This window comes from Bacteroidota bacterium (assembly GCA_034439655.1).
Lineage (GTDB): Bacteria > Bacteroidota > Bacteroidia > UKL13-3 > UKL13-3 > CANJUD01.
Genome location: JAWXAU010000108.1, coordinates 1 through 17,283, shown reverse-complemented (window position 1 = coordinate 17,283; position 17,283 = coordinate 1). Strand labels below are relative to the sequence as shown.

The following is a 17,283-nucleotide window of genomic DNA, read 5'->3' as shown; positions in this document are numbered from 1 at the left end:
TATTATTTCTTTTTGGCGAGTGCTTTCTTTTTGGCTGCAGCTTTTTTCTTAGGTGCGGCTTTTGCAGGAGCTTCAGTTTTCTTGGATGCCGCTGCTTTCTTTCCAGGTTTTGCAGGTGTTTGTTCCACTATCACCATACAATCTTCGTAAGTCATAGTTTTGGGATCGGAACCTTTGGGTAATTTATAATTCTCTTTACCTACGGCTAAGTATGGCCCCCAACGTCCATTCAATAATTGCATTTCTGCATTTTCAGAGAAGGATTTAATTAAACGCTCAGCTTCTTTTTTGCGTTTTTCTTCTACCAATTCTATCGCCCTTCCTTGCTCAATCGTCATCGGATCATCTGTTTTGGGAATCGAAATAAACTTACCATCATGTTGCAGATAAGGACCGAACCTACCAGTATTGGCTTTTATTTCTTTGCCTTCATATTCACCAACAACTCTTGGAAGTTTGAACAATTCCAAAGCTTCTTCCAAGGTCATTGTTTCTATCATCATGCCTTGGCGTAGGTTTGCAAATTTGGGCTTCACTTCTTCGTCTTCGCCACCTATTTGCACCAGTGGTCCATAACGACCAATACGTGCGATAATTTTTTCGCCAGTAGTTGGGTGAACTCCTAAAACTCTTTCTCCTTTTTGTCTTTCGGCAGTTTCTGTAGTTTGTATTACAGTCTCGTGAAATGGGGTATAAAATGTTTTGAGCATTTGTTGCCATTTCACCTTGCCTTCTGCAATTTCATCAAACTCCTGTTCCACTTTTGCAGTGAATTGGTAATCCATGATTTTATCGAAATGTTTAACCAAAAAATCGGTAACCACCGTTCCGATATCGCTGGGAAAAAGTTTGCTTTTCTCAGCTCCATAGTTTTCCATTTTCACTACAGAAGAAATATTATTTTTGGCCAACGTTAAAGTTTCAAACTCACGCTCTTTGCCAGATCTATCTTCTTTTACCACATAACCACGCTTTTGGACGGTGGAAATTGTTGGAGCATACGTAGAAGGACGACCGATGCCATTCTCTTCTAATTTCTTTACCAAACTTGCTTCTGTATATCTTGGTGCGGGCCGGCCATAACGCTGTGTGGCATTAATCTCTTTCAGACTTAATATCTCGCCTACTTTTAATGGAGGCAGCATTCCTGTAGCTTCGTCATCATCTTCGTCGTCTTTACTTTCCATATATACTTTTAGGAAACCATCGAACTTTAAGACTTCGCCAGTTGCGGTAAATTTCTCTTTTGTGGTTGATATATTGATAGTGGCAACAGTACGTTCAAATTGTGCATCACTCATTTGCGAGGCAATGGCACGTTTCCATATCAAACTATAAAGTTTTGTTTCTTGACTGCTGCCTTCCACTTCGCTGTTCTCGAAATAAGTTGGGCGTATAGCTTCGTGGGCTTCTTGTGCTCCCGCAGATTTAGTAGTATATTTCCGTGTATGCGAATATTCTTTTCCATAACTTTTTTCAATCTCAGCTTTCGATGCTTCAATAGCCATCTCGCCCAAATTTACAGAATCCGTTCTCATATAAGTGATATGCCCTGCTTCGTATAAACGTTGGGCCACTTGCATGGTCATGCCTACAGGATATCCGAGTTTACGGGCTGCTTCTTGTTGCAAAGTACTGGTAGTAAATGGTGCGGCTGGTGAGCGTTTCGCTGGTTTTGTTTCTAAATTTTCTATAGAATATGCTGCATTTTTGCATCCCTCCAAAAACTGCATGGCTTGCTCACGGGTATCATAACGCTTGGGCAAATCGGCCAATAATTTTTTGCCGCCATCCAAGGTAAATTCAGCAGTAATTTTGAATTGAAAGCTAGAAGTAAAATTTTGTATCTCGCGTTCACGGTCTACAATTAATCGCACCGCAACCGATTGCACACGACCTGCGGAGAGACTAGGCTTCACTTTTTTCCAAAGTACGGGAGATAATTCAAAGCCTACGAGCCTATCTAATATACGGCGTGCCTGCTGGGCATTCACCAAATTGATGTCAATGGTACGCGGCGTTTTGATAGCTTCAAGGATTGCACGTTTTGTAATTTCATGAAAAACAATACGTTTTGTAGCGGCGATATTCAAGCCGAGTACTTCTGCCAAATGCCAAGAAATGGCTTCCCCTTCTCGGTCTTCGTCAGTCGCTAACCAAACGGTGTCAGCTTCTTTGGCCATTTTTTTCAATCTGGCTACCACATCCTTTTTATCGGCGGGCACTTCGTAGTGGGGATTAAACCCATTGGCGATGTCTACGGCTTCTTCCTCTTTGCTCAGGTCACGTATGTGCCCGAATGAAGATGTTACGCTGAAGTCCGCACCCAAGTAGCCTTCTATGGTTTTGGCCTTGGCTGGTGACTCGACTATTACTAGATTTTTTGCCATGTGTTGGTGTTTTTTTAGGTGGCTTTCGCCCGCAAACTTAAGAACAAAGCCAAATGTTTGAGAAAAAAACTTTTGCATAGGATGGGATTCAGGATTTGGTCCGCCGCCGGCGGATGGGATTTGGGGGTTGAAAATTGACAAATTACAAGTGAACGAATTACGAATTACTACAGATATACATTTATAAAATGCAACCCTTTTCTATTTTATGGACTCTCGTATTATAACAAACTCTCCTTACTATCTTTGTAATTAATAAAACAATAAATGCGTATATATATATTATAATATTTTGTTTAGGTTGCCAAACAATAATATGAAATGCTTTTGATGGAATTAAATTGGGATTACAAATTAATCCATCATTCACTACACCTCCTTTATGCACCTAGCAGCTAATGCACCCACAATACCGAAGAGATATTTTGAGTTATACCCCATCACCTATTAGTTTAACTTTAGGAGTAAATAGTAAGCTGTCATTAAAAAATAATTTTTCTTATATGGCAATTTTCTCATTAGTGGTATGGGTTATCCTACATCAGAAAAAGTAAATATGCCATTAACCACTGGAGAGTTCTACACCAAAGTAGGTTATTATGTTTTTAAGCCTAATTTTTATTAGGCTACAATATAATTCAGCAAAACAACAAACAACTATGCAGTATATATGCGGGCCTAAATATTAACTTCAATTTAATGTATCGGCTTTTTAATTCATTCACTGTTCAAACATCTGATACGCCATCTTTTGAATTACTGTCTTCAGATATAACGAATGAGATATTAAAAATAAATTATTCTGGAGTCGTGGGTATCACAAAATCATATCAGACAACAAAACGAACAATAGAGCTAGGTATTTCTTATCATTATTGTTTTGGTTACTCTAATACATTGGAGGGGGAAAGAATAATGCAAAAATATCATTCGCACTATATTATATCTCCAAAATTAAGTCAGGTTAGTGTGGATATAGTTTTTTATAGAAAGAACAAAGTACACAAAAAATAAGAAATATATAATGGAATGGAATTCTGTTCAAGAATGAGATGCCGAAACAAGTTCGGCATGACGGCGTGAAGACTAATGCACCCGATCACCCCTTAACTCCATTTGTGCCAGTATTTTTGCTTCCCCTTCCAATATTTCTTCCCACCGTGTTGCCACGTGCTCTTCGGGCATAAAATCTTTGGCCAAATCAATATACATGGTATAATGCCCTGCTTCGGAAACCATGAACTCGTGGTAAAATTTGCGGAAGTATTCATCTTCCATATTTAAAGATAATAATCGGAAACGTTCGCAACTGCGAGCTTCTATCATGGCATTTAATAATAAGTTTTCGCAGGTTTGAAATTCTTGATCTCTTCCTGACTTTTTGAGTTTGAGCAAAGCTATTACATATTCATCTTTCCTTTTGTGGCCCAAGGGCAAATTACGTTTCTCGAGTTCTTTATATACTTTGCGAAAATGCCCCCACTCTTCAGCTACCAAGGAAGTCATTTCATTAACCAAACGTGTGTGCCCGGGGCAGGCTATTATCATACTAATGCCCGAGGTAGCTGCTTTTTGTTCGCAGTAGGCATGGTCGGTGAGGATTTCGGCAATACTTTTTTCGGCAATATTTACCCAACGTGGGTCGGTGGCAAGTTTTAATTTGAGCATGGTGCGAAATTACGATTGACCAATTACAAATTACTGGATTTGTGAATTCAAGACATACTTTCTCTATTCGTTGCCTGCCTAGCTGGCACGGCCTTCCTTTTCTACACAAAAAAGGAAGCAAAAAGTTTTTTATACTGGAACTCAATATATAATAGTCCAAAAGCAATCTTTATATATTGTTACCAAAACATCTAAAGTATCTTTGTGGGTTGAGCTATATTGTATATCGCCCCCAAGAACCTGATTGCCGTAAGAATTGCTCAAACCCAACAAACACAGAAAAATAAAAACTATAGTAGATTTTTTTTGCATACTTTATTAATGAGCCATAAAGTGAAGTACCCTAAAAAAATAAAAGGGTTGTATGTGTAAGTATTTTGTTTATTGATTTCCGTCATTGCGAGTGGGCTTCCCACGTGGCAATCTCGCTATAGCGTCTTCGAACAAAACAGATTCTTCGCTCGCACTCCGCAAGCTTGCGGAGTCAGAATGAGATTTCCACTATTTCTTCGCCTTTTCTAATTTCTCATTATACTCATACACCAACATCCGCACATCGTCTTGCAAGCGATTGATGTCGTTAGGATCATGACTATCATAGGCTCCGCGGATTCGTTTTTCTTTGTCGACCAAAACTAATATTTGGCTATGGAAAAATTTCATGGAATCGGCGGGAATACTAGGGTCTTCGCCGGTGGGCAAAAGATAACCTCGTTGTGCCAAACCATATATTTCGGGTTTGCTGCCTGTTACAAAATACCAAAAATCGGGATTGGCTCCCATTGCATCTGCGTATTTTTTTAATTGTGCTACAGTATCTGTTTCAGGGTCTACCGTATGGCTAATAAATCTAACAAATGGATCTTTGTTTAATCCGCCACTGGTATCACAAAATTTTTCATATATACTACGCACCACGCCCTGCATTTTTGGGCAAACATCTTTGCAAGTGCTAAAGAAAAAGTTGGCGATATATACATGACCATCTAATTTCTTTTCTGTAATAGTACGACCCAATTGGTCTGTAAATTTGAAAGCAGGAACTTTATGATATATGGTATCTTTTTTTATGGGGTCATATTCCTTCTCGCCCAAAATAGGAACGTAATTGACCACAATTGTGGCCTGCCTCATGATATAATATAATACGATTGGAAGTACAATAATTAATATAAGGGTTAATCTGGATAATGTTCTATTCATGAATAAATTCCTTATATAATACTTTGCTTAATATTTATATTATCATAAGTATAAAGTCTAGAACAATAAAATATCTGCTACTTCCCGCCGCAGCAGCCTTGCTACTTTATACTTCCCGCCGCAGCGGGCTTTATACTTACGACTTTATACTGTTCCTACTCGACAAACCACTTGATTACACTCCAGCGATCACCTTCATATAAAAGTGCAGCTATTAAACCCAAAATAAAGCCAAAAGGCAATAAAATAATTCCAGCCAGGCGTTTTACTTCATAATTCATGTGCATAAAAATGCCCACTATATAATATGATTTAATTATACCCAATGCTACAAATATCATGTTGCGGCTCATGGTACCGTCCATATTGAAGAAAATAGCAAAGTCGACCACGGTAAGGAATGAAAGTATACCAAAGGTTCTCCAAATAGCTTTTTTAGATATGCCGTGTCCTTCGTGGTGTTCAGTATGTTCTGTATTATCTGTATGTTCCATGTAATTTATATATTAATGTTTTTTAAAATCGTTTTTACTAATTAAAATTGTATTATATAAGATAGAAGAAGGTAAATACGAATACCCAAACCAAGTCAACAAAGTGCCAATACAATCCCACTTTCTCTATCATTTCATAATGTCCGCGTTTATCGTAGGTGCCTTTAATTACATTCACATATATAATAACATTGAGCACGACACCACTCAATACGTGGAAACCATGGAAACCTGTTACAATAAAGAAGAGCCCTGCAAATGCTGCTGGTCCATACTCGTTGAGGAATAAATTAGCCCCATATATTTTTTCTCCGTTCACCAAGAATTTACTTCCTTCGTGGCTACCTTGTATAAACTGCGTCCATTCCCATGCTTGGCAACTCAAAAATGCGATACCTCCAATAATAGTGAGGAACATATAAAATGCTACATCGTTACGATGCTTACGAGAGCCAGCCTCAACTGCCAACACCATAGTTACGGAACTAAAGATGAGGATAAAAGTCATTAAACTTACAAATAATAAGGGCAATCCTGAACCTGGACCCAGCATATCAACACCATGAATTCCGGGAAAGTGATTGAACACCTGATCGGGATGTGGCCACTTAATTTCTGAACCACCTGAGAGGTAGCGATTGCAACCATAGGTAACCAAAAGTGATGAGAAAGTAAATGCATCCGATAATAGGAATACCCACATCATTAGTTTGCCATAGCTCACACCGAAGGGCGACTTGCCACCGGTCCAGGCACTGTTGGGATTTAAAGCTACTGATTCTGACATATTATTATATTATATAAATCGTTTTTATTAGTTTTAATTTTTAAGCGTAGGTCATAAAAAAATACAAGTATACCCAAAGCAATCCCACAAAATGCCAATAGGTGCTGCACAATGATATAGAAAGCATATTTTTCTTATGTACTTCGTAACGGTAAGTTTTGGCAAGTAAAATTCCTAAGAATATAATACCACCCAAAATATGTAATACGTGCAATCCGGAAATAACATATACAAATGATGCTGAAACTGAGAAGCCCGTAAAGTATACATTATTCTCGACCAATTGTTTCCATCCCATATATTGTAATCCTACAAATGACAATGCAAATAATAAGGTAGCAAAAAGCCCCATTTTTACACGTTGAATTTCATCTCTTTTTGCTGAACGGTGCGACCACCACATGGTTACACTCGATAATATTACTACTATGGTAGAAACCATAAACATGGAAGGCAATTGGAACTCGAGCCATGCTTTGCCATCAATTTTCTTAACTATATAAGCACTTGTTAATCCTGCAAACAGCATAACAGCAGCCACTATAATCAGCCACAAAATAAATTTGAGTGGATGTACCGTGTACTCTTGCTCCTGTATAGGTTTTTGTATCATTTGCTTTTTCATGTACTTCAAATCTTATCGATCATATAGGCAATTTGTGTAACCGTTAAATATATATAACTTGAAAACATAATTTGTTTGGCTTCTTTGGCATCGCAGGTTTTTAATAATCGAGCAGCACGGAACAAAACATATAATGCTGCAACGGTTGCCAGTATTGCTGAAACTGTACCTGCTTTTCCCAATTGTAAAGGCAATAATCCACAAGGAATAAGCATGGCTGCATATACAAATATTTGCATGGCTGTAGCTTTTGAACGACCTGTTTTGGGCAACATTTTAAATCCTGCTTTTTTATAATCATCATCGAGCAACCAAGCTATTGACCAAAAATGTACAAACTGCCAAAAGAATTGTATCATAAACAAGGCGATACACATCGAATCTAAATTATTGGTAACTGCGGTCCAGCCAAGCATGGGTGGTAATGCCCCTGGAATTGCACCCACAAATACATTTACAGGGTGAATGCGTTTAAGCGGTGTATATACAAACGCATATAATGCCAATGATATAAATGATAAAATTCCTGTGAGTTGGTTGAAATATAACCCGAGTATTGCGATACCGATAACACCAGCTATCAATGATGACAATGATGCTTCTGCAATGCCCATGCGGCCAGCGGCAACAGGGCGATTTTCGGTACGTGTCATCAATATATCATAGTTGCGTTCTATTACTTGGTTCAAACCATTAGACGCTGCAACTACTAAAAATCCTCCCACACAAATGAGCGTTAATCCCATCCAATCGAAACTAGATCCACCAGATGCCATCACAAATCCGAATGCTGCAGAAAACACTACCAACAAAGTAAGCCTTAGCTTAAAAAGCTGCTTATAGTCGGCAAGCTTTGCAGCAAAGGTGCTGGTACTTTTAAGTTGTATGACTTGTATTTTTTGCATTTATTATTATATGAAATATATTATGCTCTTGATAAGTTACCAAAGAGTTTGCTTAAAAACTTAGGCATTGCGAAGTGGAGTGTGCCCCCCTTCTCCAAAGTTTTAGATTGAGGTGCTTGTGGCGAATGTGGTCCGGAATCGGTCCCTCCTTCGCCTTCGTGGGGGACATCCTGTGGAATGAAATCTTGATCGGCCCCGGGAACTGAATAATCATAAGGCCAGCGATAAACAGTTGGTATTTCGCCATACCAGTTGCCATGAACGTGTGGGATGGGTGCGGTCCATTCCAAAGTAGTGGAACCCCAAGGATTCTGTTCTGTTTTGCGACCGTTCTTAATAGAGTTGAAGAAATTATATAAGAATATAACCTGAGCCATACCTCCTACAAATGCTGCACAAGTAATAAATATATTGAGGTTATCCCATACATGCCATTCGTTCATCAAAGTAAATGAATAATACCTACGGGGAACACCTGCCAAGCCCATAAAGTGCATTGGGAAGAACACACCATAGGCAGCTATAATAGTTAGCCAGAAATGCAAACTTCCCAATTTATCGTTCATTCTTCTGCGGTACATTTTAGGGAACCAATGATATATACCTGCAAGCATACCAAATATAGCTGCAGTACCCATTACAATATGAAAGTGGGCAACCACAAAATACGTATCGTGTAAATTAATATCGAGAGCCGCATTACCTAGATAAAGTCCAGTAAGACCGCCTGATATAAAGAATGAAACCAATCCAATAGCAAACATCATAGCAGGGGTGAGTATGATATTTCCTCGCCACAGTGTAGCCAAATAGTTAAATACCTTGATAGCCGATGGTACCGCTATAATAAGCGTAGCCAATATGAAAACCGAACCTAGGAAAGGATTCATACCTGTAATAAACATATGATGTCCCCACACAATAAACGAGAGGAAGGCAATAGCCAACAGCGACATAATCATCGCTCGATAACCAAAGATTGGTTTTCGGGAATTGGTTGCAATAATTTCGGAAGTTAATCCCAATGCAGGCAATAATATAATATATACTTCGGGGTGACCTAGGAACCAGAATAAATGCTGGAACAATATCGGACTTCCTCCTACTCTTTCTATACCACCTGTTAATTCTGCAGGGATATCGCTTAGATAAAACATAGTTCCAAAACTACGGTCGAATAGTAATAATAGGCAACCTCCCAATAACACAGGGAAAGAAAGTAAACCTAATACGGCTGTTAAGAAGAATGCCCAAATAGTAAGTGGCAAACGTGTCATGCTCATACCTTTGGTACGCATGTTAAGCACTGTAACTATATAATTCATTCCGCCCATCAAAGCCGATCCTACAAATAAAATCATAGATACCAACCATAAAGTCATCCCTAATCCTGAACCAGGCATTGCTTTAGGTAGTGCACTCAAGGGAGGATAAACTGTCCAACCTGCTGCTGCTGGGCCGCTACTGATAAATAAGGAAATGAACAATACCACACTGCTCATAAAGAAAAACCAATATGAAAGCATATTCACAAAGGGAGAAGCCATATCGCGGGCTCCCACTTGCAATGGAATAAGCAAGTTACTAAAGGTACCACTAAGGCCGGCTGTCAATACAAAGAACACCATAATGGTTCCGTGTAAAGTTACCAATGACATATAAAAACTCGGATCCATTTTACCTGTGTCGCTAATCCAGCCACCTAAAATGGGTTTAAGGTAGCTCATATCGGTGGTAGGCCACGCCAATTGTACACGGAATATCATAGATAGAATCATGCCCAAAACTCCCATAATAATTCCAGTAACCAAAAACTGTTTTGAAATCATTTTGTGGTCCATACTGAAGACATACTTCGATATGAAGGTTTCTTCGTGGTGGTGGTGTTCTTCGTGGGCATCACCGTGCCCGGTATTGGTATGTGCTTCTTGGCTCATAATTAATATATAATAATCTTTTAAAAGTTAAATTTAAAAAGTATAAGTTATTTCTTATTGGAAATCATGGCAACTGCCTTGTCTTTTTTACTGGTATCTGTGGGTGTCGCAGGAACCGAGGCTGGTGTTGCCGCTGCAGGTGCTTCGGGCTCGTTCATTTTTACATAATCTGCCTTTTGTGTAGCCCACCATTTATTATAGCTCTCTTCATCTTCTACAACCACTTTTATTTTCATGTTATAGTGAGCCGATCCACAAATTTTATTACAATATAAATAGTATTCAAAATCATTGGCATCGGGACGACCGTTTGCCCTCAATACATTTCTCATTTCTAGGGTGGTTAAAATAGGTTTCATCCAAAAAGAAGTGGGAACACCTGGTACAACATTCATTTGTAAACGGAAATAAGGCATGTATGCGGAGTGAATTACATCTTTGGCTCTAAATTTAAATTCTACATTCTTGCCCTTGATAAGATGTATTTCAGAATTATTCTGTACATCGTCGTGCGATTTTGCATCAGACCAATCAATACCTAAATCGTTATCATCTTTTATTAAACGGAAATTGTGTTTGCCTAGCTTCATATCTTTTCCTTCATAGCGTGCTGTCCAACCGAATTGTTTGGCGTAAACTTCAATATGTTGGGCATCAGTAGGTGCAGGACTAGTAATGCTATTCCATGATTTAAGACCACCCGTAATTAGTATTGATAAAGCAATGGCAGGAATAACGGTCCATATAATTTCTAGTCTGTCGTTATGCGAATAGAAATAAGCGGTATGCCCTTTACGCATTCTATATTTATAGGGGAAAATAAACAGTGCCGCTTGGGTAATAAAGAATACAATTAATATAAGTACCGTGGTAAGACTAAACATATTATCAATACCAACGCCATGTTCTGATGCACTTTCTGGCATATAATAATCACTATCGGCAATGGCTTCGTATACCCCTGCTGATAAGAATGCGATAAGGAATAGAACCATTAAACGTGGATTCCACTTGTTCCAATCAATAGCAGGCTTTCCAGAAACATCTCCCATAAGCCCAATAACATTGAACAGAGATAAAATTACGATTAAGAACAAGAGGCTCACCGCTATAAGTGTCCATTTAACAAACTTATTGATGGTTGGTTCTTCTTTTTGCGGGGCTGGGAAAGGATTTTCGGGGTCCTCTTTGTCGGGCTGGGCAAGCTCCATCAATGGCCCCGTTAGGGTTTTATCCGCTGACGGTTCGACTTCACCACTTTTTGCAGCAAGTCCTATTTTAGCAGCCTCTTTTTTAGATGTGTCGGCTTTCTCGTCGTGTTTTACCGCAAAACCTCGTGATGTGTACGCAAAAAATAACAGGCAAACTAGGCCCAATCTTAGTAATAACTTTGTCATTTACAGCTATTTGTTTTAGTTTTAGTAGACATGCACATGATTGTGCAATGGTGCGGCAAATTTATTTGAAAAACCCTTTGAGAAAATTTTTTTGTAAAAAAATTGTTAGTTTGTTCTTTGTCTAAATAAATTAAATGTGTGTGGGTATTTGATTTAAAGGGAAGTAGGTGTTTGATAAGGTGTGTAAAAAAATATTTAGAAGGCTTAGTGGGTGGTAGGTGTTTTATTGTTGGTGGGCCCGCCGCGGCGGGAACTAGGGATAATACAAATTCTTAACCTAAAATAGTTCTCCGCCTGCGGCGGATTTAGTATTTAGAATCGTAATACCGAACTACATCCCGAAAGCCCCGCTTAATCCCGATAATTATCGGGATGCGGGGGGATTAGTCCCTTACTTTTGGACTATTGTATATTGAGTGTCGGTATAAACAGAAACTCAAACCCAATCCCCATAACAAAATAAAAACTATCGTAGGTTCCGTGCAACGTAAGGTTTTATTGTTCGTCCGTTGGACGCAACGAAACCTTAGCTGTTACCTGCTGGCCTTCTGTCTACCGAATCGCTGTATGCATTGTCAATGTTGAGTTTCTGTGTCATTGTCTGCCGTTTTTGTCGGGCTGTGTGTTGGTGTTTTTTTATTTTTTTGAAGCGTTGGAAATTTTTTAAAAACAATTTTGTCTGCGTGGGCAAAGCAAGCTCTATTGCAATTTTTGGTCGTGTGTTGGCTTGTGCGAATTGCAATTGTGCTTACTTTTAGGGTTGGCTTTTCTTTGGTTTCATAAATATTGATATTAAAAGTCCAATTCCTACAACTACGTCAACTATATTCCACATTTGTCTACCAAATGCTATTTTGAAAAATGGTTGAAATAGCAACGCAAGTCCACCGTAAATTATCATTTCTGTCTGTCTGCCTTGTTGATTTGCTTGATAAGCTAAAATTGCAAACCCAATTAGTCCAATGAATCTTACAAATTGGTAATAGCCGTAAGGCATATCTGCCAAACAGAGAAAGAATAAAATCGCTAAAACTATTTTGATTGCGTTAATCATCTTTTTTTAAGTCGTCAAGTAAACTGGTGTCAATACTGATTAACTCAAATTGAGGTAATTCCGCTGTGTCTAAATATTGTTTTGTTATTCTGTCCAAAAATGATTCGGTTACAATATCTTCTTCCAAAAACTGCTCAATATCTGGAAACACAGCTAAAATATTTTCATCACTTACTTTCAGTCTGTGTCGAATATTTTTAAAGAATTTTATTTCAGAGTATTCAATTTGTTCGTCTGCTTTAATTGTCTGAATTGCAAAATCAATTAAAGTCAATTCCTCCTTCTCCGTCAATGTAGATTTGCTTAACAAGTCAAAATAGTAAGTGATAAATTCCTTACCTCTTGTATTTATCTTATTTACAAGGGAATTAATTTCCTCTTGAAAGTTGAAGTCTTTGAACAATGGCGAATTTTCACACATTGTTTTAATTAAGGCAATTTCTCTATTGTCAATATGCCCATCGGATGCCATACAGCAAAATGCTGATTTAAGCAGTAATTTGTCAAAGCTAGTTGTTTCCATTTTTTTATATTAAGATTTAAAGCCGATTCTTGGTCGGTCATTGGATTTGTCTTCATCAATTTCCTCTTCAATTTTCTTTCTCATATCTTCGTATTTTTTTAATTCTGATAGAGGAACTGTTGGTCTTTGATTCTTAATAATAAACTCCAATATCTCCATTGATATTCGTTTAGTTTTGTCACGAATTGTTTTTCTAGAAGCTTCATCTATCAATAATTTGATGTCACTTGAAACATAATTTTCTGTCAATTCAGCCAATTTACTATAATCAATTCCAAAGTCTAATGGTCGGTCTATTAAATACAATTCAAACATTGATTTTCTTGCTTCCAAGTCTGGCGGTGGAATATAAAACCATTTTTCTAATCTACCTGCTCGCAAAACAGCCTTATCAATTAAGTCTGGCTTATTAGTTGACCCAATTACAAAAACACCGGATTCTCCAATATTATCTAATTGAGATAAAAACTCATTTACTTCGCCACTTTGGCTTTGATTATTCAATTTTTCACGATCTGGAACCATCGCATCTAATTCGTCAAAATATAAAATTGTGGGTGCCTTTTCCCGAGCTTCTTTAAATAGGTTGCCAATTTTTTCCTGAGAACCATGAATATAAATACTTGCAATATCAGATGAAATTACCTTCATAAAGTTATAACCTGCTTCTTCGGCAAATCTTTCAGCAAAAAATGTCTTTCCGCATCCTGGAGGGCCATACAACAAAATTCCATTAGGTAATCCAAGATTATGCTTTTTATGTTCTTCAGGGTTTTCAATCGCATCTATCACATCATTTTTTAACTGGTCTTTTAATTTCTTCATCCCAGCAATAGCAATAAATCCTTTACTCTTTTTTACGGTTGATGCTATCTTCTTTTTTTCTTCAATAGGTTCATTCTTTTTTTCTTTTATTTCATCAAACTCAATTTCTCCATTAAGAGCCTTCACAAATTCATCAGCATTTTTATATCTATTTTCAGGGTCTTGTTGTAATGCTTTTTTTATAACTTTCAAAATTGACTCATCAAAATCTGCAATTTTATTTTCAATATTCGGAAATGCCAATGGTTTCATTCTTTCTTCTAATAGGAATTCCTCAACATTGCCTCTGCTGGTTCTGTATTTAGATATTTCATTAGTCCATGGGGTAATACCAAATAGTAATTGATACATTAATACGCCCATAGAGAAAATATCTGATTGTGGAGAAAATATATTGTGAAAGCATTCCGAAGCGACATAATTTAAATCTAAACCTACTTTATTAAAGGCTCTTGTTGATGAATGAAAAAAGCGAGCATATCCAAAATCTATAATTTTTGCTTGAGGTACTTCCGCTGATAAATCAAGCATGATATTATGCGGTGTAATTTCATTGTGTATAATTGGAGATGGCAAATTATGTAAGTAATTTAATCCATTCAAAACACCACCAATGATTTGTTTTAAATCATAAAGCGATGTAATGGGTTCTCTTTTAATTTTTTCTGTTAACGTTTCGCCTGCAATAAAATCTAGTACTAAATAACCATAACGTTTATTTTCAAGAAATAATTCACCGCTATCAACATACTTTACAATATTATCATTTTTTAGAGTTTTTACAATCTCAGTTTCTAATAAGTTATTATCAGCATCAAAGGATGAATGATGAAGTTTTGAATAATTAAATAATTTAAGAAAATACAACTTCCCATCTTTTCCTTTTACTCTATAGGTTTCCGCATTATGACCTTGCTTAATGAAAAGCAAAACTTTGTATTTTTCATTTATTGAAAAGTTCTTTGGTAATATACCTTTGTAGTTTATTTCCATTTTAATAATTCTTTTTTAAGTAAATCAGTGACTTTCATTTTATCATCTTCAGCAACTTTATTTTTTTCAATTCTAATTAATTCCATTAATAGAAATCTAAATCTTTCTTTTCCCATTGATGGATTGTCAGCGTAAAACAATACAAGTTTACCTTTTAAATCATCAATATACTTATCTGATATTGTTGTTAAACCATTAAAATCATTGATTTCAACTAACATTAGTTTAGCTTCACGAATATTCTTTTCTTTTAATATTTGTTCTATTGTAAAACGGAACTCAGAAATTTGGGCTTCATTTGAAGATGATATTTCCATCTCATAAAAAGCATCTTTTAGTTCTTGCTCAATCCTTGGCCATTCGGCAGTTTTTATTGCACTATCCAACTTTAATAATTCCTTACGAAGTTCATCAAAGATTTTCAGTTTGACATCCGCACTTACTTTATCATTTTCTAATTGTACTTCTAAAACTTCTAATTTTTCAGATACATTGGTTGCATTTAATCTTTTTGCTGTTTGTTTTGCTTTTGAAATTTCCTTAAATAAAAACTCCACTGTTGGTGGTTTAGTTTGCTTTATTTCAATTGTACACTCCTCTGTGTGATTTAAGTAAGGAATATAAACGGAGAAAGTCAGCAATTGCGATTTATCTACTTTGACGGTAAAATCAATATCACTATTGGCAGGAAGTAAGGCTGGTAAAGATTCACCTGAAATAACAATATCAACAACGTGATTATTTAATAATGGATCCGTGCCCTCTGCATTGTAATCTCCCTGATAAATTGGGAAACGAATTACATCACTTATAACTCCAGGTCTTAAATCAAATCTTGTTTTAAAACCATTTATTACTCCTGTCGCAGGAATCTTTTTATGTTTTTCTAATCCTTTAATTGTCTGAAAAAGTTCTTTATCTTCCGTTTCACAATATTTACTAATTCCAATATGGTAGGGCAGAGTAATTGGAAAGTCGTCAGCCATATCAGATTGAATAATTTTGAATTGATTTGGCTGACAAGGAATTCTATCGCCTTTTTCATTAGTTAAAATAATAGAAAAATAATTTGATTCATTTTGATTCAATAAAACTTCAATTAAAGTTGCTTTTTTATCACGAATTAAAATCTTGTTACTTAAATATGCTTTGTCTCCTCTTTTTAGGGTTGCGTATACTTTTTCAGGTATTGAAAAAGTAGTTAAAGCTGAATTTATTTTAAAATTAATTAAAGTATGCTCTTCTATGGTTGCAGATTCATATTTTAAATCTAATGCGATAGTACCTGTAGACGCTATTTGTGCCATACCTAAGTCATTTATTGAAGCAAATAATGCAGCTCCTTTAGCAACAACTGTCATAGGGTCAATGGAAACATCTATTTTGTCCGTGATTTGCTCCTTTAAGATTTTGCGAAGAACTGGCGAATAAGTATCTCCACCAACTAAGCAAATAGCATCTATATCCTTTCCTTTCAGATTATTTCTTTTGAGTAAATCAATAGTAATGTCAATTGCTTTTTGATAAATGGGTCGTGATACCCAAGCCAAATCTTGTTGAGTAATTTCTATGTTTATTGCTAATTCATTACCATTTTCATCTTCAAAAGGCAAATCTCCAAAATAGGAAAATATGCAATGTGATTCCTCAAATGATAATTTTTTTTTTGTTTCTTCTGCATAGAATTTTACTGCGTTTTTAAGAATTTCCATTTTATCAGCATCTTCCAAAATACTATCAATAGCAAATTTTTCTTGCAAATTTGGAATAATGATTTGGTCAACAATTGCTTCATCTAAATTTTTACCTCCAAGCCAATTGTCGCCATCTATATCTTTCACAGTTAAAATTCCTTCTTCGGATTTTATCAAGGTAACATCAAAAGTGCTACCACCAAAATCGAACATTAACCAAAAGCTGTCTTTATGTTTTGAATCCAAACCATACCCTAAACTTGTTGCAATTGATTTCTGAACCAATTCAATTTGCTTAAAACCTGCCATCTTACCTGCTCTAATTACTGCTTCATTTTGTGGGTTAATAAACTTATCAGGAACAGTAATTACTACTGAATTTAATATTTCATCAGACACAAACGACTTTAATTGTTTGAAGCACTCTGCAAGTAATTCTTCGGAAGAAAAGTCTTTATTCAATATGCTGCTATAGTATTTTATATCTGTACCCAAGGTTCTTGTAAATCCACAATAACTATTTGAATCATCTTTGCCAAACGTCTTTAAAAGTCGAAGCTTATCTTTAATATTTGCTGCATAAGCTGCATCGCCTACAATTATATTCTTCCTTGGATTTATTACCACACACAAAGGCATTGAATCTTTCATCAAATTAGATTCCACAATTACGGGCACACCATTCTCGATTCTGGCAATTTGGCAAAAATCAGAATTGAAGTATATCCCGTAATCTATGTGTGTTCTCATTATTTTAATTTTTTCATAGCACCACTTTCCACCAACGA

At 36.4% G+C, this 17,283-nt stretch carries 14 protein-coding genes; all 14 read right to left on the bottom strand.

All coding sequences use genetic code 11. The features are described from left to right. Positions 1-2 precede the first annotated feature (2 nt). Positions 3-2,390, bottom strand: coding sequence for a type I DNA topoisomerase (gene topA / locus SGJ10_07550; GenBank protein MDZ4757976.1), 2,388 nt, complete (start codon positions 2,388-2,390; stop codon positions 3-5). 1,086 nt (positions 2,391-3,476) lie between these two features. Beyond that, complete coding sequence (locus tag SGJ10_07545; GenBank protein ID MDZ4757975.1) at positions 3,477-4,058, bottom strand: tRNA-(ms[2]io[6]A)-hydroxylase; 582 nt, start codon at positions 4,056-4,058, stop codon at positions 3,477-3,479. A gap of 141 nt (positions 4,059-4,199) precedes the next feature. Next, positions 4,200-4,370 (bottom strand): hypothetical protein, encoded by a 171-nt coding sequence (locus SGJ10_07540; protein MDZ4757974.1) that lies wholly within the window; start codon positions 4,368-4,370, stop codon positions 4,200-4,202. Positions 4,371-4,559: 189 nt separating this feature from the next. Further along, positions 4,560-5,261: an SCO family protein gene (locus SGJ10_07535; protein MDZ4757973.1), complete on the bottom strand. Its 702-nt coding sequence runs from the start codon at positions 5,259-5,261 to the stop codon at positions 4,560-4,562. Between the two features lie 155 nt (positions 5,262-5,416). Then, positions 5,417-5,755 carry a cytochrome C oxidase subunit IV family protein gene (locus SGJ10_07530; GenBank protein MDZ4757972.1) on the bottom strand — a complete coding sequence of 113 codons (339 nt, stop codon included), beginning with the start codon at positions 5,753-5,755 and terminating at the stop codon, positions 5,417-5,419. Positions 5,756-5,807: 52 nt separating this feature from the next. Next, entirely contained in the window at positions 5,808-6,542 is a 735-nt protein-coding gene (locus tag SGJ10_07525; protein MDZ4757971.1) for a cytochrome c oxidase subunit 3, read from the bottom strand. 40 nt (positions 6,543-6,582) lie between these two features. Then, the gene (locus tag SGJ10_07520; GenBank protein MDZ4757970.1) at positions 6,583-7,167 is read right to left on the bottom strand and encodes a cytochrome c oxidase subunit 3; all 585 of its coding nucleotides are present in this window, start codon (positions 7,165-7,167) and stop codon (positions 6,583-6,585) included. Between the two features lie 5 nt (positions 7,168-7,172). Beyond that, entirely contained in the window at positions 7,173-8,072 is a 900-nt protein-coding gene (cyoE, locus tag SGJ10_07515; GenBank protein MDZ4757969.1) for a heme o synthase, read from the bottom strand. Between the two features lie 20 nt (positions 8,073-8,092). Further along, entirely contained in the window at positions 8,093-10,009 is a 1,917-nt protein-coding gene (locus SGJ10_07510; GenBank protein ID MDZ4757968.1) for a cbb3-type cytochrome c oxidase subunit I, read from the bottom strand. Positions 10,010-10,056: 47 nt separating this feature from the next. Further along, entirely contained in the window at positions 10,057-11,406 is a 1,350-nt protein-coding gene (locus SGJ10_07505) for a cytochrome c oxidase subunit II (GenBank protein ID MDZ4757967.1), read from the bottom strand. Between the two features lie 754 nt (positions 11,407-12,160). Next, a complete protein-coding gene (locus tag SGJ10_07500) occupies positions 12,161-12,460 on the bottom strand; it encodes a DUF6804 family protein (GenBank protein MDZ4757966.1) in 300 nt (99 codons plus the stop codon). Beyond that, complete coding sequence (locus SGJ10_07495; GenBank protein ID MDZ4757965.1) at positions 12,453-12,983, bottom strand: TerB family tellurite resistance protein; 531 nt, start codon at positions 12,981-12,983, stop codon at positions 12,453-12,455. The genes SGJ10_07500 and SGJ10_07495 overlap by 8 nt, the downstream gene beginning before the upstream one ends. 9 nt (positions 12,984-12,992) lie before the next feature. After that, positions 12,993-14,801, bottom strand: coding sequence for an AAA family ATPase (locus SGJ10_07490; GenBank protein MDZ4757964.1), 1,809 nt, complete (start codon positions 14,799-14,801; stop codon positions 12,993-12,995). Beyond that, positions 14,792-17,283 (bottom strand): Hsp70 family protein (locus tag SGJ10_07485; protein MDZ4757963.1); only part of this gene is annotated, 2,492 nt, incomplete at its 5' end. The genes SGJ10_07490 and SGJ10_07485, both read right to left, overlap by 10 nt.